This window comes from uncultured Streptococcus sp., assembly GCF_963525625.1.
Lineage (GTDB): Bacteria > Bacillota > Bacilli > Lactobacillales > Streptococcaceae > Streptococcus.
This window is the reverse complement of sequence record NZ_CAURLD010000006.1, coordinates 111,582-129,877: the sequence shown is the minus strand read 5'-3', so window position 1 is coordinate 129,877 and position 18,296 is coordinate 111,582. Positions and strand designations below refer to the sequence as shown.

Annotated in this window: 18 protein-coding genes; 6 read left to right on the top strand and 12 right to left on the bottom strand. The window is 44.5% G+C overall.

The genetic code is table 11. The annotated features are described in order from the left end of the window. Positions 1-58: 58 nt before the first annotated feature. The 9 genes from ftsY to yycF all read right to left on the bottom strand — a co-directional run bounded on the left by ftsY (position 59) and on the right by yycF (position 10,858). Positions 59-1,591 (bottom strand): signal recognition particle-docking protein FtsY, encoded by a 1,533-nt coding sequence (gene ftsY, locus RYK49_RS05205; RefSeq protein WP_314830500.1) that lies wholly within the window; start codon positions 1,589-1,591, stop codon positions 59-61. 3 nt (positions 1,592-1,594) lie between these two features. Beyond that, positions 1,595-2,413, bottom strand: a complete 819-nt coding sequence (locus RYK49_RS05200; RefSeq protein ID WP_314830501.1) for a Cof-type HAD-IIB family hydrolase — start codon at positions 2,411-2,413, stop codon at positions 1,595-1,597. Beyond that, complete coding sequence (locus RYK49_RS05195) at positions 2,413-3,207, bottom strand: HAD family hydrolase (protein WP_314830502.1); 795 nt, start codon at positions 3,205-3,207, stop codon at positions 2,413-2,415. Before RYK49_RS05195 ends, RYK49_RS05200 begins: the two co-directional genes overlap by 1 nt. A gap of 1 nt (position 3,208) precedes the next feature. Then, positions 3,209-6,745, bottom strand: a complete 3,537-nt coding sequence (gene smc / locus RYK49_RS05190) for a chromosome segregation protein SMC (protein ID WP_314865082.1) — start codon at positions 6,743-6,745, stop codon at positions 3,209-3,211. Further along, positions 6,736-7,434 (bottom strand): ribonuclease III, encoded by a 699-nt coding sequence (gene rnc, locus RYK49_RS05185; protein ID WP_314830504.1) that lies wholly within the window; start codon positions 7,432-7,434, stop codon positions 6,736-6,738. The genes smc and rnc overlap by 10 nt, the downstream gene beginning before the upstream one ends. A 122-nt stretch (positions 7,435-7,556) precedes the next feature. Continuing rightward, positions 7,557-7,916, bottom strand: coding sequence for a YbaN family protein (locus RYK49_RS05180; RefSeq protein ID WP_004186130.1), 360 nt, complete (start codon positions 7,914-7,916; stop codon positions 7,557-7,559). Positions 7,917-8,007: 91 nt separating this feature from the next. Further along, complete coding sequence (locus RYK49_RS05175) at positions 8,008-8,808, bottom strand: MBL fold metallo-hydrolase (protein ID WP_314830505.1); 801 nt, start codon at positions 8,806-8,808, stop codon at positions 8,008-8,010. Positions 8,809-8,817: 9 nt separating this feature from the next. Continuing rightward, positions 8,818-10,164, bottom strand: a complete 1,347-nt coding sequence (gene vicK / locus RYK49_RS05170) for a cell wall metabolism sensor histidine kinase VicK (RefSeq protein WP_002894938.1) — start codon at positions 10,162-10,164, stop codon at positions 8,818-8,820. Next, complete coding sequence (yycF, locus tag RYK49_RS05165; RefSeq protein WP_002894937.1) at positions 10,157-10,858, bottom strand: response regulator YycF; 702 nt, start codon at positions 10,856-10,858, stop codon at positions 10,157-10,159. Before yycF ends, vicK begins: the two co-directional genes overlap by 8 nt. Positions 10,859-11,197: 339 nt before the next feature. Between yycF and RYK49_RS05160 the strand changes: the two genes are divergently transcribed. The 5 genes from RYK49_RS05160 to RYK49_RS05140 all read left to right on the top strand — a co-directional run bounded on the left by RYK49_RS05160 (position 11,198) and on the right by RYK49_RS05140 (position 14,656). After that, on the top strand, positions 11,198-11,959 hold the full coding sequence (locus RYK49_RS05160) for an amino acid ABC transporter ATP-binding protein (RefSeq protein WP_314830506.1): 762 nt from the start codon (positions 11,198-11,200) through the stop codon (positions 11,957-11,959). A gap of 14 nt (positions 11,960-11,973) precedes the next feature. Continuing rightward, positions 11,974-12,786, top strand: coding sequence for a transporter substrate-binding domain-containing protein (locus tag RYK49_RS05155; protein WP_002897201.1), 813 nt, complete (start codon positions 11,974-11,976; stop codon positions 12,784-12,786). Between the two features lie 12 nt (positions 12,787-12,798). Further along, a complete protein-coding gene (locus RYK49_RS05150; protein WP_002916989.1) occupies positions 12,799-13,479 on the top strand; it encodes an amino acid ABC transporter permease in 681 nt (226 codons plus the stop codon). 10 nt (positions 13,480-13,489) lie between these two features. Beyond that, positions 13,490-14,149: an amino acid ABC transporter permease gene (locus RYK49_RS05145; RefSeq protein WP_314830507.1), complete on the top strand. Its 660-nt coding sequence runs from the start codon at positions 13,490-13,492 to the stop codon at positions 14,147-14,149. Between the two features lie 108 nt (positions 14,150-14,257). After that, on the top strand, positions 14,258-14,656 hold the full coding sequence (locus RYK49_RS05140; RefSeq protein WP_314830508.1) for a hypothetical protein: 399 nt from the start codon (positions 14,258-14,260) through the stop codon (positions 14,654-14,656). 38 nt (positions 14,657-14,694) lie between these two features. Here the strand turns inward: RYK49_RS05140 and RYK49_RS05135 are convergent, their stop codons facing one another. Continuing rightward, the gene (locus RYK49_RS05135) at positions 14,695-15,072 is read right to left on the bottom strand and encodes a carboxymuconolactone decarboxylase family protein (protein WP_314830509.1); all 378 of its coding nucleotides are present in this window, start codon (positions 15,070-15,072) and stop codon (positions 14,695-14,697) included. A gap of 77 nt (positions 15,073-15,149) precedes the next feature. On the opposite strand from RYK49_RS05135, the gene RYK49_RS05130 reads away from it, so the two are divergent. Further along, positions 15,150-15,512 (top strand): MerR family transcriptional regulator, encoded by a 363-nt coding sequence (locus tag RYK49_RS05130; protein ID WP_314830510.1) that lies wholly within the window; start codon positions 15,150-15,152, stop codon positions 15,510-15,512. Between the two features lie 54 nt (positions 15,513-15,566). On the opposite strand, the gene thrS is transcribed toward RYK49_RS05130, so the two are convergent. Then, positions 15,567-17,510 carry a threonine--tRNA ligase gene (gene thrS / locus RYK49_RS05125; protein ID WP_314830511.1) on the bottom strand — a complete coding sequence of 648 codons (1,944 nt, stop codon included), beginning with the start codon at positions 17,508-17,510 and terminating at the stop codon, positions 15,567-15,569. Then, on the bottom strand, positions 17,507-18,199 hold the full coding sequence (locus RYK49_RS05120; RefSeq protein WP_314830512.1) for an AAA family ATPase: 693 nt from the start codon (positions 18,197-18,199) through the stop codon (positions 17,507-17,509). The genes thrS and RYK49_RS05120 overlap by 4 nt, the downstream gene beginning before the upstream one ends. Positions 18,200-18,296: the final 97 nt, after the last annotated feature.

The window sequence follows — 18,296 nt, the reverse complement described above, 5'->3', positions numbered from 1 at the left end:
GGGACGACGAAATCGAATTCTAACGAATTACCGATTTCTGTCCCACTCTCTTTTTGCTTTATACTAAGCCTTCAAGCAGGCCTTTCATAAAGTTCTCTGAATTAAACTCACCGATATCATCAATCTTTTCTCCAAAGCCAATCAGCTTCACTGGGATATCCAATTCCTGACGAATAGCTAACACAACCCCACCTCGGGCTGTTCCATCAATCTTTGTCAGTACAATTCCTGTGACTGGAGTTATTTTAGAAAATTCCTTGGCCTGAACCAGAGCATTCTGACCAGTTGAAGCATCGAGAGCTAGGAAAGTCTCATGCGGTGCTTCTGGATCCACCCGCTTAATAATGCGACCAATTTTCTCCAGCTCAGCCATGAGGTTGTCCTTATTTTGCAGACGACCAGCCGTGTCAATCATAAGAACATCAACCTGCTCTGCCTGAGCACGCTCCATACCGTCATAAACCACGCTAGCAGGATCGCTCTTCTCAGGCCCCGTCACTACAGGAACATCTACGCGCCGACCCCATTCAGCCAGCTGAGCTACTGCTCCCGCTCGGAATGTATCTGCTGCTACCAACATGACTTTCTTGCCTTCTTGTTTGTACTTATAGGCTAGTTTACCGATAGAGGTAGTCTTACCGACTCCGTTGACCCCAACAAAGAGCATGACAGTCAGACCGTTTTGGAAATTGATTTTTTCATCAAAGCGGCCATCTTTCTCATAAATGTCCACCAGTTTTTCAATAATCAGCTGGCGCAGAGCAGCTGGTTTTTTAGCATTTTCCAGACGGGCTTCATAGCGTAGTTCCTCAGTCAGACTGGAAGCCACTTGAACTCCTACATCACTAGTGATGAGCAGCTCTTCCAAGTCTTCGAAGAACTCTTCATCTACTGAGCGGAAATTAGCAAAGAAGGCATTGAGCCGTGCTCCAAATCCTGTCCGAGTCTTCTTAAGGCTGCGGTCATATTTTTCCTGAGTGGATTCCTCTTGAGGAAGTTCAGCAGACTCTTCTGTAGCTTCTGATTCTTCAGCAAAATCGACTGCTTGCTTGACCTGTTCTGATTCTGTTAGTGACTCCTCAGCTGTTTCTGGCTCGAACTCATTATTTGAATCAGTTACCATCTCGTCATAAGGAACAGCTTCATGCCCAGTATGAGATAATGCCTCATCCGAAAAATCCGCTTGTTCAACAAGTTCTTCTACCGTTTCGACACTGCTCTCGGAATGGTGCTCTTCTAGAGTTTCTTCAGTCTGAGTTGCTCCTTGAGCCACTTCTTGATTTTCTGCAATAATGTCTCTTTCATGCTCTGGCTCCTTGCTTTCTTCTTGGATAGCTTGAGATGCAAGTTCTTCTGTTACTAACTGCTCTTCAACATCAGCCAAACTATCTTTTGTATCCGAAATTTGGTCATCAAGTTGCTGCTCGTCCTGATAGGACCTAACAGCTTCCGCTTCAAGATTTTCTCCTGCTTCTGGAATAGGCGCTGTTTCTTCTTCAAGCTCGCCAATGTTTTCCAATGCTTCCTTGACAACTTCTTCAATCGGCGGTTCTTGTTTTTTTCGGCCAAAAAGGCGGTCAAATAATCCCATCGGCTAATCCTCCTTTAGTACATATTCTTCAATAGCCCAAGCCACTGCATCCTCATCATTGGTCATAGGTGTCACCACATTGGCTGCTTCTTTGACGATGGCTACTGCATTCTGCATGGCTACTCCCAGGCCAGCCCACTCAATCATAGAAAGATCATTGGCTTCATCACCACAAGCCATGACCTGACTTCTCTCAATGCCTAAATGGGCAATCAGTTTCTCCAAACCATTAGCCTTATGGACATTTTTCGGTGACCACTCCAGCAACATTTCTCTAGATTTGAAAATCTCATAGCGCTCAAATAATTCTGGAGAGATTTGCTCAATAGCAGCATCCAGTGGTTGTTGAGCATAAGCAGTGACACATTTATTATAAGTCTGCTGACTGGACAAATCACTGAAATCAATAGACTCAAAGGTCAGAGCCGGATTGAACTGGGCATAAAGGGAATCTTGATCGGACTGAATCTGATAGACAAGTCCTTCGCAGATAGCATCAAGCGGGATATGGAGCTTGTCTGTCTCCTCATAAATCCGAGCTACATCATCATAAGAAAAAACTGTTTTATCAAGGATTTCTCCAGTGTTGCGCTGAACAAGACCACCATTAAAAGTAATGGTGTACTCATCCTCTCGACCGTCTGTTCCCAGCTCATGGAGGAAAAAGTCCATGGCTTTGAGGGGGCGGCCAGTAGTCAGAACTACCTTAACTCCCTTGGCCTGAGCTGCTTTTAAAGCAGCTAAATTGCGCTCAGAAATCTTCTTGTCTGAAGTCAGAAGAGTTCCATCCAAGTCCAGAGCAATCAGTTTTATATCTGCCATTATAATCCCTCCATGTAAGTGATAACCGACTGAGCATCATGGTGACCGATGACTTCCTTGGCCACTTCTAAAATCTCAGGGCGAGCATTTTCAGTCGCGATCGGATAGCCAGCCACCTGCATCATGTGCAAATCGTTGAGATTATCACCAAAAACTATAACCTGAGAAAGATCTATGTCTAGCTTCTTGGCCAGCTCGACAATGGCAACCCCCTTATCCACATGGTCCAGAACGATGTCAATTGACTTGAAGCCAGTCGTCATGGCCTTGACTCCGTCGATATTCTCATTGACCCAAGCTTCACCAGCTGCGACTTGGTCCTCAGCAAAATTGGTCGTAAACTTGAAAATTTCATCGTCGATATCAGCCAGGCTAGCTACTTTTTGAATATTTTCATTATAATGAGCACTGAAAGAAAGATAGGTCGGATCCACAGTCTCCAATACATAGCAGGCACGTTTGCCCGTTAGAAGCAGCTCATTGACATTGACATAGGGAGATTCCTGCAGCTTGTCAAAAACCTTAAGGTAAAAGTCCCGTGGCATGGTTGCTTCATAGAGATCCTCGCCGTGAAATTCCACTAAACTGCCGTTTTCAGCAATAAAAATAATCTCATTCCGCACTTCCTTAAACAGCTTTTCCAGCGACAAGAGGCCCCGTCCGCTGGCTACAGCAAAGTAGATACCTTTTTCTTTGAAGCGAGCCAAAACTTGCTTGAGGCGGTCCATATCAAACTGACCTTTACTGTCCAAAAAGGTACCGTCCATATCCGTTGCTACTAATTTTATACTCATTTTACATACTTTCTAAATCTTTTAACTTGACCGAGACAATCTTGGAAACGCCAGACTCCTGCATGGTAACTCCGTAAATAGAGTCTGCAGCTGACATGGTTCCCTTACGGTGAGTGACCACGATGAATTGGCTGTCCTTGTCAAAGCGATTGAGATAATCCCCAAAGCGTTTAACATTAGCCTCGTCCAACGCTGCTTCGACCTCATCCAAAATGACAAAAGGAATGGTCTTAACACGGATGATTGAGAAGAGTAGAGCCAAAGCTGACAAGGCCTTCTCGCCACCGCTCATCAGATTGAGTGACTGGATTTTCTTACCAGGTGGCTGCACGGAGATTTCTACACCAGCCGTCAGCAAGTCTCCCTCCGTCAATATCAGGTCTGCAGAACCACCGCCAAACATCTGACGGAAAGTCACCTTAAAGCTTTCACGAATGGCTTCAAAGGTTGATTTAAAGCGTTCCTTAACTTCGTCATTCATCTCTTCAATCGTCTCTAAGAGCAGATTTTTAGCTGATAGGACGTCGTCTCGTTGCTCGTTGAGGAAGTTCAAACGGTTGCTGACTTCTTCAAACTGCTCGACTGCTTCTAGATTGACTGGACCTAAAGCTCGAATGGCTTTTTCCAGATCCTTAACTTGGCTTTCAGCAGCTGATAAACTTTCTAACGGACGAGCCTGGCTGCTTGCTTCATCGAAGCTCATCTGATAGTCATCTGTCAGATTGCTTGCCAGACGGCGCATGACATCCATGAGCTTATCCTTTTCTGCCTCTGCCTTGGCCTGCCGGCGAATCAATTCTTCATTTTGATGGCGAGCTTGCTCCAAACGACTGGCAATATCGTCAGACTGACCTTCTAGATCTTCAAGCTCAAATTTCAGACGAATCAGTCTTTGATCCAGCTCAGTCTTTTCTTGCTTGGCGGTCTCTAATTGCTCTTCCAGAATCGTAATATCCACCTTCTGCAGGCTGGACTGTTCCTTTTGCTCCATCAAAAGCTCCAAGGTCGCCTGCTCTTTTGCAAAGCTGGCTTTTTCCTCGGACAGACGCTCCAAGTCATTCTTTTCAAAGCGTTGGTTGGAGGTCAACTCTGTTCGCTGGAGCTTGAGTTCAGCTAGACGAGAGGAAAGCTTTTCAAAGCGAGCCTGAACTGCATCCTTGTTCGACTTAACCTGCTCTATTTCTGCAGTGATGTCCGTTTTTTCTTGCTCAATCTCAGTCAAGCGGGTCTGAAGTCGGTCTTTCTCTTCTGAAATATCCAAAGCAGATTGACCAGCTAACTCTTGCTCCTGTAGATTTTTCAGACTTGTAAGCTCTTCCACTCGTTTGACCAACTGTTCATAGGCTAGATTAGCCTTTTGCTCAGCCAAGCGAGCCTGCTCACCATCTGTCTTGATTTGTTCCAATACCTGCTTAGCCTGACTGAGCTGGTTTTGCAGAATTTGCACTGCTTCTTCCTGCTCTTTCAAGCTGGCATTCTTCTGCTTAATCTCCTCAAGCAAAGCATCTAGCTCCGGCTTGATAAAGATAGTATTGTTATTGCGGTTGGCACCACCGGCATAAGAACCGCCAGTCCGAAGCTCTGTTCCATCCAAAGTCACCATGCGAACCTGATAGCGCACTTGGCGAGCTGCTGCTCTGGCATGCTCCACTGTATCAAAAATAGCGGTCGTTCCCAGCAGATTTTGAAAAATGCTGTCTAACGATGACTCATAGCTGACCAAGGAAGAAGCCAGTCCCAGAAAACCAGCACTTTTTTCAATCGTAGCACGGTTATGGTCAGGCAGCTGACGCGGCTTGATGGTTGTTAAAGGCAGGAAGGTTGCCCGGCCAGCCCGATTTTTCTTCAGAAATTCGATAGCCCGAGTCGCAGCCGCCTCATCTTCCACGATGATATTCTGACTGCTGGCTCCCAAGGCAATTTCCAGCGCTGTCTGATAGTGAGGATCAAAGCTGAGCTTTTCGCTGACAGCTCCTACAATACCTCCCAGACGGTCAGCCTCCTGCAGCACACTCTTGACTCCAGCATAGAAATTACTGTGATTTTTAAGAATGGCCTCCAAGCTATTGGAACGTGCCTGCTTGTTTTTGAGGTCATCCAAAAGCTCAAACATCTTAGTCTGCTGATGCTTATAATCAGCCTCTAGCTTCTCTACCAACTGAACCTGACTCTGGTAATCTGCTAGTAGAGTCTTGAGGGCTTGGCGAGCAATTTCCAACTCCTCCAAACCAGCCTGCTCCTGAGTCTGACTAGCCTCCAAATCAGCCTGCAACTTAGCATAGTCAGCCTTCTTGCTCTCAGCCAATTTAAGCTCGCTAGCCAGCTGGCTCTCCAGAGAAGTCAAGTCATTAGAAAGATTTGCCTCTTCCTGCATGAGCTTGACATACTGCTCACGCAAATGCTCAATCAGCTGGTCTGGATCATCTGAAAAGTCTGCTAATTCTGCTTCCAAAGCAGTGATAGACTGCTCATTGTCAGTCAGTTTGGCAGCTATTTGGCTCAATTCAGCCTGCTTGTCTTCTATGTTGCTTTCTATCTGAGCCAGTTTTTCTGACAAAGCGGCCAAACGTTCTTCATTTTCCCGACGGCTCGTCGCTGCTTGGCTAGACTCCAGCTTAGAAAGGTCAATCTGACGCTCCAAATCACTGATTAAGCGGGTCAATTCCAGCAAACTAGCTTGATCATCAGACAAAGTTTGATTGAGCTCATGGCGCTTGGCCTTCAAGGTTTGATTTTCAACTTCCAGCTCATCGCGCTTGCTGTAGTAGGCTGCTAGCTCCTGCTGGATACTCGTTAAATCTTCTTCAGCCTGGGTCAGTCTTTCCTTATTAGCTGTCAACTGAGCGACCAAAACATCCAAGTAAAGCTCTCGGCGCTGGCCATCCAGACTCAAGAAGCGCTTAGCAGTTTCAGCCTGCTTCTCCAAGGGCTTGATCTGGCTCTCCAGCTCGTAGATAATGTCTTCAAGTCGATCCAGATTATCCTGGGTTTGACTAAGCTTGCTTTCCGTTTCTTTGCGGCGTGTCTTATACTTAAGCACTCCAGCTGCTTCCTCAAAAATTGCCCGGCGTTCCTCCGGCTTGCTGTTAAAGATTTCTTCAACTTTCCCTTGGGAAATGATGGAGAAGGAATCTCGTCCCAGCCCAGTATCCATGAAGAGATCATGGACATCGCGCAGACGGACTTTTTTACCGTCAATCTTATACTCACTGTCACCGCTGCGGTAAATGTGACGCTCCACCCGAATCTCATTGGCAGCATCCTTGATAAATTGGTCACTGTTATCCAGAACCACTACCACTGATGCGTAATTTAGTGGCTTGCGGGTTTCTGTTCCCGCAAAAATCACATCGGGCATCTTGCCGCCCCGCAGACTTTTCACACTGGACTCTCCCAAGGCCCAGCGCAGGCTCTCCGTAATATTGGACTTGCCGGAACCATTTGGCCCAACAACCGCTGTCACTCCCTGATCAAAGACAACTTTAGTCTTATCAGCAAATGACTTGAAGCCCTGAATTTCAATTTCCTTTAAAAACATGAAGAACTTTCCTTTTCAAATGCGTTTTTAGCAGCTTCCTGCTCGGCCAGCTTTTTAGAACGCCCCTGGCCTTGACCGGACTTACGACCATTGATGAGAACGGCCACCTCGAAATTTTTGGCATGAGCCGGCCCTGTCTCGGAGACGACCTGATAGGCAATTTCCACATCGCCATTAATCTGCAGCAACTCCTGCAGCTTTGTCTTATAGTCCGTCACCCGCTCAAAATCTCCCGCTTCCACCTTGGGAATCATGACTTGATAGAGAAAGCTTTTGACTGCTTCCACACCCTTATCCAAGAGCAAAGCGCCTAAAAAGGCCTCGAACAAATCTCCTAAAATCGTATCACGATTCCGGCCGCCAGACTTCTCCTCTCCGCGTCCCAGCTTGATAAACTGATCAAACTGACAATCACGGGCAAATCCTGCCAGGCTCTCTTCCCGAACAATCATGGAGCGCAGCTTGGATAGGTCGCCCTCTGGTCTCTTAGGATACTTGGTATAAAGATACTCCGAAATAATCAGTTGTAGAACAGCGTCTCCTAAAAATTCCAAGCGTTCATTGTGTGAAATTTTTAAGAGGCGGTGCTCATTGGCATAGCTCGTATGGGTAAAAGCCGTTTCCAACAAGGTCTCATCAGTGAAAACCAAGTCAAACTGCTCCAGCAATGCTTTTTTCAAATTTTCCATTACTATTTTTACATCATGCTGACTTCAGTCAGATAAGCAGCATGATACCTTTTCCTTTCCAAAGATATACAGTCTCTATTATAACAAAAAACAGGCGCAAACGCACCTGCTGACAGTGATTTCTATTCCTTATCCGGAATTACTTTAAACAAATAATAGGTGATAAAAACGGTCAGACCCAACAGTCCAATCTTAACCCAAATAATAGGCGCTAGAAAAATGGAAATACCCATCAAGATATAGATGGAAACGATAATCTTTTTCTTACGCTCCTTGGCAATCGTTCCCGTCTCTCGAAAATCTGCCACGTAGGTCTGATACATCTTTGTATGATAAAGCCACTTCTCAAAGCGCTTGGAACTGCGCGAAAAGCAGGCAATGGACAAGAGAAGAAATGGCGTCGTTGGCAGGAGAGGCAGAAAAATTCCCAAAACTCCTAACCCTAAAGATAATAGACCTACCACAAAGTAAATTGGCCGCATACAAGCTCCTTTACAAAATAAAACCGTTGCTTTTTAAATATTTAATGGATACCGCACTAGAGCAAGAAAACCAAACTTTTCGGTCTGGTGTTTAAATACTCGTCAAAGGCGTTGCGGTATCAGGCGAGGTATCATAGACCTGAAAATCGTGACCAACCGCCATATCAGCTTGAGCCAGTTGATTGACCATGGTCATGTGAGCCAATTCCTTGATATTGTTTTCCTTACTGAGATGCCCTAGATAGATTCGCTTGGTACGATTGCCCAGAGTCCGAATCATGGTCTCCGCTCCATCTTCATTGGACAAGTGACCCATATCCGAAAGAATCCGCTGCTTGAGACTCCAAGGATAGGCACCGCTGCGAAGAATTTCAATATCATGGTTGCTCTCAATCAAGTACCCGTCGGCATTTTCGATAATCCCAGCCATCCGGTCACTGACATAGCCCGTATCCGTCAGCATGACAAAGCTTTTGTCATCCTTCATAAAGCGGTAAAACTGCGGACAGGCTGCGTCATGACTGACACCAAAGCTCTCCACATCCAAGTCTCCAAAGGTCTTGGTCTTGCCCAGTTCAAAGATATGCTTTTGACTAGCATCCAGCTTGCCCAAGTCCTTTTCCATAGCCTTCCAAGTGGCCTCATTAGCATAAATATCCAGATGATACTTGCGGGCCAACACTCCAACGCCATGAATGTGGTCCTTGTGCTCATGGGTCACTAAAATGGCATTCAAATCCTCAGGCTTGCGGCCAATTTCGCCCAGCAAGCTCGTAATTTTCTTGCCTGATAAGCCAGCGTCAACCAGAATCCGCTTTTGGTCTGTTTCCAGATAGAAACAGTTACCGCTTGATCCTGACGCCAGAATACTGTATTGAAATCCTTTAGTCATGTTTACTTTCTATATATCTTCATTATCCCAGTCGTCATCGCGGACGCCATCATTCTCATAAGGCAAGACAATGGTAAAGGTTGAGCCCACACCATACTCACTCTTAGCCCAGATAAAGCCCTGATGCTGCTTGATAATTTCCTTGGCAATAGCCAGCCCCAGACCCGTTCCGCCTTGGGCACGGCTGCGTGCCTTGTCCACTCGATAAAAGCGGTCAAAAATCTTAGGCAGGTCCTGCTTGGGAATTCCCAGACCTTCATCCGCAATCGAGAGAATCAACTGCTCATCTGTTGTCTTGATGGAAACAGTAATGGTTCCACCATCCGGCGAATACTTGATGGCATTGTTCATGATATTATCAATAACCTGGGTCAGCTTATCTGTATCAATCTCCACCCAAATCGGTGTAATGGGATAATCACGGATAATCTCGTATTTCTTGGTCTCGTCTTGATTCTTTATCTTGTCAAAGCGATTGAGGATAAAGGTGATGAAGGCGGTGAAATTCGTCAGCTCTACTTCCAAATGACTGGTCTCGTTGTCAATACGTGACAAGCTGAGCAAGTCCGTCACCATCCGCATCATGCGGTTGGTTTCATTGAGTGATACCTTGACAAAGTCCGGTGCTACTGGCTCAGACAAGGCTCCCTCATCCAAGGCTTCCAGATAGGACTTAACACTGGTCAGCGGAGTACGTAACTCATGGCTGACGTTGGAGACAAAGAGGCGACGTTCCCGCTCTTCCTTGTCCTGCTCTGTCGTATCATGCAAGACAGCTACCAAACCAGAAATGAAGCCCGACTCCCGCCTTACCAAGGCAAAGCGGACTCGCAAGCTCAAGTACTCACCATTTTCATCCTGAGAATCTATCGTCAGCTCAGGAACATTGGTAATCAGGTCCCTCAAATCATACTCGTCTGAAATCGAAAGCAGATCCAAAATACTCATATTTTGGACCTCATCTCTCTTAACTCCCAACTGCTTGGTTGCCATATCGTTGATAGTGATAATCTGCCCCCGGCGGTTGGTCGCAAGCACGCCATCTGTCATATAGGACAGGATACTGGAAAGGCGTTTAGTTTCTTGCTCAAGGTTTTCATGTGTCAGTCGAATGACCTCTGAAAGATCATTGATACTGTTGGTCATATCTGTGATTTCTGGACTCCCTTGCATGTCCAGCACTTCAGAATAGTCACCTGCAATCAAATCTTTAACCTTTTGATTAAGCTGTACAAGCTTTTGGTTATCACGGCGATTTTCCAATAAAAGCAAGGCAACAACTACAATGAAGCCAATAATAATGATTGCAAAGACGAAATCCGCTGAAATCACAAATTGTTTAATTGCTTCAATCATTATTTCTCATATAGTAGCCAACTCCGCGGCGAGTCAAGATATACTCAGGCCGGCTTGGCGTATCTTCAATCTTTTCACGCAGGCGGCGGATCGTCACATCCACTGTACGGACATCGCCAAAATAGTCATAGCCCCATACTGTTTCCAGTAAATGCTCACGTGTCATTACCTGGCCAATATGTGTCGCCAAATGGTGAAGCAACTCAAACTCACGGTGGGTCAGCTCCAGTTCCTTGCCATGCTTCTTAGCAACAAAAGCATCTGGCAAAATCTGCAGTTCCCCAATAGTCAGCTCGTTCGGGCCACTTTCTTCCACTTGGTTTTCCACAACAAGGTCTGCCCGACGAAGAAGTGCCTTAACACGCGCCTGCAGCTCACGATTTGAGAAAGGCTTGGTCACATAGTCATCTGCACCGATTTCAAGGCCGATAACCTTGTCAAACTCACTGTCCTTAGCAGACAATACAATAATCGGCACATTGCTAGTCTTGCGAATAGTCCTAGCAACTTCCAGTCCATCCACTTCTGGCAGCATCAAATCCAGAATCAAGATGTCTGGCTGTTCTGCCTCAAACATTTCCAAGGCTTCCTTACCATCAAAGGCAGTCAAAACCTCATAGCCTTCTTTGGCCATATTAAACTTAATAATATCTGAGATTGGCTTCTCATCATCTACAACTAATATTTTCTTCATATGTTCACCTTAACATAAGATTGGGATTGAATCAACTCCATGATAGAAAAGTTGTGACATAGTCAGCTAAGTCGTCCTGCATCAAAACGTGCAAAAGGCAATCTAGTTTGCCTAGCTAGACTCCCAATCCAATTTTATTTATTTATCTAGTCTTATTATACCAAAGTTTTCTTAAAAAACACTAATTCAAGCCATTTTTATTCCACATTTGTAGAAAATGGACGATTCTCATCTAAAATATTTTTCTCTGAACGAAAATAGTCATTTTTATTCAATTTGACAGTTTATTTATTCTATGGTAAAATCTATGTCATATTATCTAACACAAAGGAGAAAGATATGGCTTTAGTTGAATTTAAAAATGTCGAAAAGTATTACGGAGATTACCATGCTCTGCGCAATATCAATCTCAGTTTTGAAAAAGGTCAAGTGGTTGTACTGCTGGGACCATCCGGCTCAGGAAAATCTACTCTTATCCGTACAATCAACGCTTTAGAAGGTATTGACCAGGGAAGCTTGATCGTCAATGGCCACGAGGTCCCGAACACTGCTGCCAAAGATCTGGTCAACTTACGCAAAGAAGTCGGAATGGTCTTTCAACATTTTAATCTTTACCCCCACAAAACGGTGTTAGAAAATGTTACCTTGGCTCCTATTAAAGTTCTAGGAATGGATAAACAAGAAGCTAAAAAAATCGCTCAAAAATATCTAGAATTTGTCAACATGTGGGACAAGAAAGACTCTTACCCAGGCATGCTGTCCGGTGGACAAAAGCAAAGGATTGCCATTGCCCGCGGTTTAGCTATGCATCCTGAACTACTGCTCTTTGATGAACCGACTTCTGCCCTGGACCCTGAAACAATCGGGGATGTTCTGGCTGTTATGCAAAAATTAGCCAAAGACGGCATGAACATGATTGTGGTCACACACGAAATGGGCTTTGCCCGTGAGGTAGCTGACCGCATTATCTTCATGGCAGACGGTGAGGTGCTGGTGGATACTACCGATGTTGATGCTTTCTTTGACAATCCTACTGAACCACGCGCTAAGCAATTTCTCAGTAAAATTATCAACCATGAGAGTGATAATGTGCTTTCTTAAAAAGGAGAAGACCTATGAAATTACAAAAAATACTCATCAGCCTACTCTTACTCCTTCTGACTCTAGGCTTTATTAATGCTGTTCCTGCACAAGCCGATTCCAGTACCAGCCAACAGGTCAAGGCCATCCAGAAACGCGGAGTCCTCAATGTCGGTGTCAAGCAGGATGTACCTAACTTTGGTTACCTCAATCCTGATAGTAATACTTACAGCGGTCTAGAAATCGATATTGCAAAGAAAATTGCCAAGGAACTAGGCGTCAAAATCAACTACGTTCCAGTTACTGCACAAACACGCGGACCACTTTTGGACAACGGACAAGTTGACATGGTCATTGCGACCTTTACCATCACAGACGAGCGTAAGGAAATCTATAATTTCACAACCCCTTACTATACAGATGCTTCTGGTTTTCTAGTTAATAAATCCAGCAAAATTACAGACGTCAAGGACTTGAATAACAAGACTATCGGCGTTGTTCAAGGCTCTATCACTCAGACCTTGCTGGAAGAAATCGCCCAAGAGAAAAAACTCAACTTCAAATATGTGGAGTTAGGCTCCTACCCTGAACTTGCTGTTTCCTTGCGGGCTCACCGTATTGATGCCATTTCTGTTGACAAGTCCATCCTGACTGGTTATGTAAGCTCCAAGTCAAACATTCTGGATTACAGCTTCAAAAAAGCTGATTATGGTGTGGTAACAAAAAAATCCAATACTCAGTTGAATGACTATGTAGATGGCCTAATCTCTAAATGGAAAGAAGACGGCAGTCTGCAGAAAATTTATGACAAATATGATTTAAAACCATCTGCTTCAACAGATGATTAGAAAGGAGACCCCATGAGTTTTAGTATTTCTTCTTGGCAGGCCTACTTTGCGGACTTTGGCAAGTTTTTCCAAGGATTCCTCTTTACCTTAGCCATTTCTATCGGTGCCCTGACCTTGGCTCTTCTACTAGGGATTTTCTTCGGAGCTATCAGCACAGGTAAGCATAAAGTTCTACGTGGCCTAGCTCGTGTTTTTGTTGAGTTTTATCAGAATACACCACTCTTAGTGCAATTTGTGATTGTCTTTTACGGTCTTCCGCTAGTCAGCAATTACACCATCATGCCTTCAATCTATTGGACTGCGGTTCTCTGTGTAGGACTGTACCACGGTGCTTATATCGCCGAAGTCATCCGCTCAGGTATCCAGTCTATTCCTCGTGGACAGACTGAAGCTGCACTATCTCAGGGCTTTACCTATGTAGAAACCATGAGATACATCATCCTGCCTCAAGCTTTTCGGATTATCCTGCCACCGTTAATCAATCAGATCGTCAATCTGATAAAAAACACTTCTACCGTCGCTATTATCTCTGGTATGGATCTGATGTTCGTGACCAAGTCCTGGTCTGCTCTGAATTCCAACTACATCCCAGCCTTTGCTGGAGCAGCTTTGCTCTACTTCCTCCTTTGCTTCCCAATCGCCAGCTGGGGACGTAGGGTAGAGGAAGCCAATAAACAAGCTTACAGTATCTAAGGAGGTCTCTATGGAAAATATTTTAAAAGTCTTAACCGCAAACAACCTCCTCTTTATCCTTAAGGGGCTCTGGCTGACGCTACAAATTTCTTTCATTTCCATTGTCCTATCCACGATTTTTGGAACTATTCTAGCCGTCATGCGAAATGGAAAAAATAAACTGCTCAAGCTGATTGCCAGCATTTACATCGAATTTGTCCGTAACGTACCCAATCTGCTCTGGATCTTCACTATCTTTTTAGTCTTTCAGATTAAGTCAACGCCAGCCGGTATCATCAGTTTCACTGTCTTTACTTCTGCTGCTTTGGCAGAAATTATCCGAGGCGGCCTCAATGCTATTGATCCAGGTCAGACTGAAGCTGGCTTATCTCAAGGATTTACCCAGTTTCAGATTCTGCGTTACATCATCCTACCTCAGGCTATTCGGAAAATGCTACCAGCCATCATTTCTCAGTTTGTGACTGTGATTAAGGATACCAGCCTGCTCTATTCTGTTATTGCACTCCAAGAACTCTTTGGTTCTGCTCAAATTCTAATGGGACGCTATTTTGAAGCTGAACAGGTCTTCACACTCTACCTACTAGTAGCTGCCATCTATTTCCTGATTAACTTCGCCATTTCCAGCTTCTCGCGCAAGCTATCCCAACGCTGGGCTCAAGCTGCAGAATAAGTAGCTTAAATACAGACCTACTGTTCAAAAGCTGAGTTTACCATCTCAGCTTTTTTATTTTTAATATTTGTGATAGAATAATATCAAAGGATAGACAAGGAGAACGATATGAAAAAACTAACATGGCTTTTCATCACTTTCTTATCACTAATCTTTCTCAGCGCCTGCGGTCAGCACTCTAGCTTTCAAGGAAAATGGAAGGCTCAGAAAGCAAACGGCGAGGACATTGACATTGTCTTTAATGGCAAAACAGGCAAGCTAGGCGATAAAGAATTTCACTATAAGATAGATAAGTCAGGCTATCAAGATAACACCAAATATTACAGTATTACTGTCAGCGACACCTATCACTACACCATCCTTTTCCCAGATGATGATATGAAAATAGCTACTCTTCTAGAGCCTGATGACCCGTCTAGCGACCCTCTCTATGGGGAAATGCTCTATGCTATGAACCGAAATGAGTATCCTGATTTTGATGATTATGTGGATAAATACTTGAATTAAAACTAGAAAGACCACTGATGTAATCAGCGGCCTTTTTATTACTCTTTTTTAAATAGTTTCTCAGCTAGAAAAACAGCATTTAGTACTCTAGGAAATCCAACGTAAGGGATGCACTGCAAAAAGCATTCTATAATCTTTTCGGGGGTTAAACCAGCATTTAAAGCCGCTTGAATATGTACTTCCAGCTGTGCTTCACAACCTCCCTGTGTCAAAAGGCTAGCAAGAGTGACGATTTCTCGCTCCTGTAGATTCAGCCCCTCCCGACTATAGATATCGCCAAAAGCAAATTCTACAATATAGTCTCCTAGATCGGGAGCTATTTCTTTCAGAGAGGAAATGACCTTCTCACCGCCCTCACCATCAATCTGATTGAGTCTTTCCAATCCACGTTCAAATCGCTTATTTTTCATTTGCATTTACCTCCTTAAACGATTACAATGTCATTATAAATCTTAGACCATACTCTAAGTCAAGAAATCAAAGGAGGTTTTTTATGAAAATCGGTCTATTTGCCCAAAAAGTGAATTTATCAACGCATACGCTCCGATATTATGAGAAACGAGGATTGATTAAAGTTGATAGAGATCAAAGCGGTCAGCGTTTCTATGACGAGAACGATCTTGCTTGGGTTCAGTTTATTCAGCGTTTAAAAGATACGGGTATGCATTTGAAAGATATTCAGAGATATGCTGACTTGCGCTACCGGGGTGATGGCAGCCTGAAAGAACGCTTAGAAATGCTGCAGAAGCACCGCAGTTTTGTTCAAGAACAAATTGAAAATTGGCAAATATCACTAAAAAAATTAGATAATAAAATTGAATGGTATCAAGCAGAAATCAGGCACCTTCCTAAATAGCCTATAAACGAAACCCGAGCAGTTGGCTCGGGTTTAATTGTTATCTAATGAGTTCTACTTTTCAACACGTGATTTGTTGGCAATGTCTGCTAAGATCTGCTCTACAAATTCGTCTACTGGTATTGTATGTGTTTCTTTTTGACCGTAGCGGCGGACATTAACAGTACCGTCTTCGACTTCCTTGTCACCAACGATGAGCTGATAAGGAATCTTGCTAGTTTGTGAGGCACGAATCTTGTACTGCATCTTTTCATTGCGCTCATCCACATCCGCACGGACACCCTTGTCGCGCAGCTTTTTAGCCACTTGCCAAGCATAGTCAATATGGGCTTCGTTAGAAACAGGAATCAAAGTCACTTGATGCGGAGCTAGCCAAGTCGGGAAGGCGCCCTTGTAATTTTCAATCAAGATGGCTGTGAAGCGCTCCATGGTTGAGATAACTCCACGGTGAATCATAACTGGGCGATGCTCTTCGCCATCAGCTCCGATATACTTGAGGTCAAAGCGCTCTGGCAAGAGAAAGTCCAACTGGATAGTTGACAGGGTTTCTTCATTTCCTAGGGCTGTTTTAACCTGGATATCGAGTTTCGGACCGTAGAAGGCTGCCTCTCCTTCTGCTTCAAAGTAGTCCACGCCCATTTCGTCCAAGGCTGCTCGCAGCATGGTTTGGGCATCTTCCCACATCTCATCGTTATCAAAATACTTATGCGTATCCTGAGGGTCACGAAGAGACAGACGGAAACGATATTCTGTCAAGTTAAAGTCAGCGTAAACATCGATAATCAACTGCAGCGCACGCTGGAATTCTTCTTGAATTTGCTCTGGCGTTACAAAGAGGTGGCCGTCATTCAAGGACATTTCACGAACACGTTGAAGACCAGTCAGGGCACCAGATTTTTCGTAGCGGTGCATCATGCCAATCTCAGCGATACGGATTGGCAGCTCACGGTAAGAGTGAACATGGTGTTTGTAGACTTGGATGTGGTGAGGACAGTTCATCGGACGCAGAACAAACTCTTCTCCATCACCCATATCCATGGTTGGGAACATATCCTCTTGGTAGTGCTCCCAGTGGCCAGAAGTCTTATATAGCTCCACAGAAGCCAAAGGCGGAGTGTAGACGTGTTGGTAGCCTGAAGCCAACTCTTTGTCAACGATGTAGCGCTCCAACTCGCGACGGACAGTGGCACCATTTGGCAGCCAGAACGGCAATCCTTGACCCACTTCTTGAGAAATCATGAAGAGATCCAGCTCTTTACCTAACTTACGGTGATCGCGTTCTTTAGCTTCTTCCCGCATTTGCAGATATTTCTTCAGGTCTTTCTTGTCAAACCAAGCAGTACCATAGACCCGCTGCATCATAGCATTGTCGCTGTTCCCACGCCAGTATGCACCAGCCACGTTCAAGAGGTGGAAGATTTGAATCCGACCAGTTGATGGGACATGTGGTCCACGGCAGAGATCCACATATTCACCCTGACGGTAGATGGTCAAACCGCCCTCATCTTCTGAGTGCTCTTCAATCAATTCCAACTTGTATGGATCGTTTTTGAAAATTTCACGCGCCTCATCCTTGGTCACTTCCTCACGGATGGATGGGAAGTTTTCTTTGACGATTTTCTTCATTTCTTCTTCGATACGAGGCAGATCTTCATTTGAAATTTGCCCTGCTTCATTGTCCGTATCGTAGTAGAAACCATCCTGAATGGCAGGACCAACGCCCAAGTGAATATCTGGGAAAAGACGGCGAGCTGCTTGCGCAAAGAGGTGGGCTGTAGAGTGACGCAAGATGTCTAAAGCATCTTCGTGGTCAGGTGTCACGATTTCAATGGCACCATCTTCAGTGATGGCCCGAGTCGTATCAATCAATTTGCCGTTGAATTTACCAGCCAAAGCTTTTTTAGCTAGGGAATTGCTGATAGATTGAGCAATTTCAAAAGTTGACACGCCAGATTCGAATTCACGCACAGCGCCATCTGGGAAAGTAATCTTAATCATGAGTTTTCTCCTTTAATATCTATTCTATTTATATTGGACAATTTAAAGATTCGAGCAATCTCTTCCGCAGTCTGCTTTTCTGATTGACGACCATCTGTTATGAGGCTAGGATAGCCTAATCTCACCGCTTCCTTCTGAACCATTTGGGCAAAAAGAATGTCTCGCTGCATCCAATTTTCAAAAGCTTGCTCAGGATTGGTTGTTCCCTCTAAGACAAAAGGAACCCATTCTCTCTGTCTATAATGCTTTTTCTGAAAATCAGCTGTCGGAGTCAAGCATAGATAGGAAGACGCTGGCCATTCAAGCTCCTTTACCAAGTGAGGCAAAAGTCCTGCCCCCTCAACCAAGAGTGGTCTATCTTGATTTTTTATCAAGTAAGATTTTACATAAGGAAAAATCTCTTCATAAAAGCGCCATTCTTCATCTGCCATCTCTTCTGGATTTCTCATCCAGATTTGTTCCGGATTTCTGTCCTGTCTAAGAAGGCAAATCGGCTGTGAGTCTGCACTTGCTTGACTCATCATCTCGTCTACCAAATCATCCAGTTTGATATGAAGCAGCTGATACTGTCTAGCAAGAAGTGAAGCAATTGTTGACTTCCCACTACAAGGCGATCCGCCAATCATATAAAGCACCATTCTCCCTCCTTCTGACAAAAGAAAAACGACATCCTCAAAAGGACGTCGCAACGTGGTTCCACCTTCATTTATGCAAGCCAAAAGACTTACACCTCGAATCGGCTCTAACGTAGCCACCGTTTTATGTTTGCATAAAAGCTGATAGAGT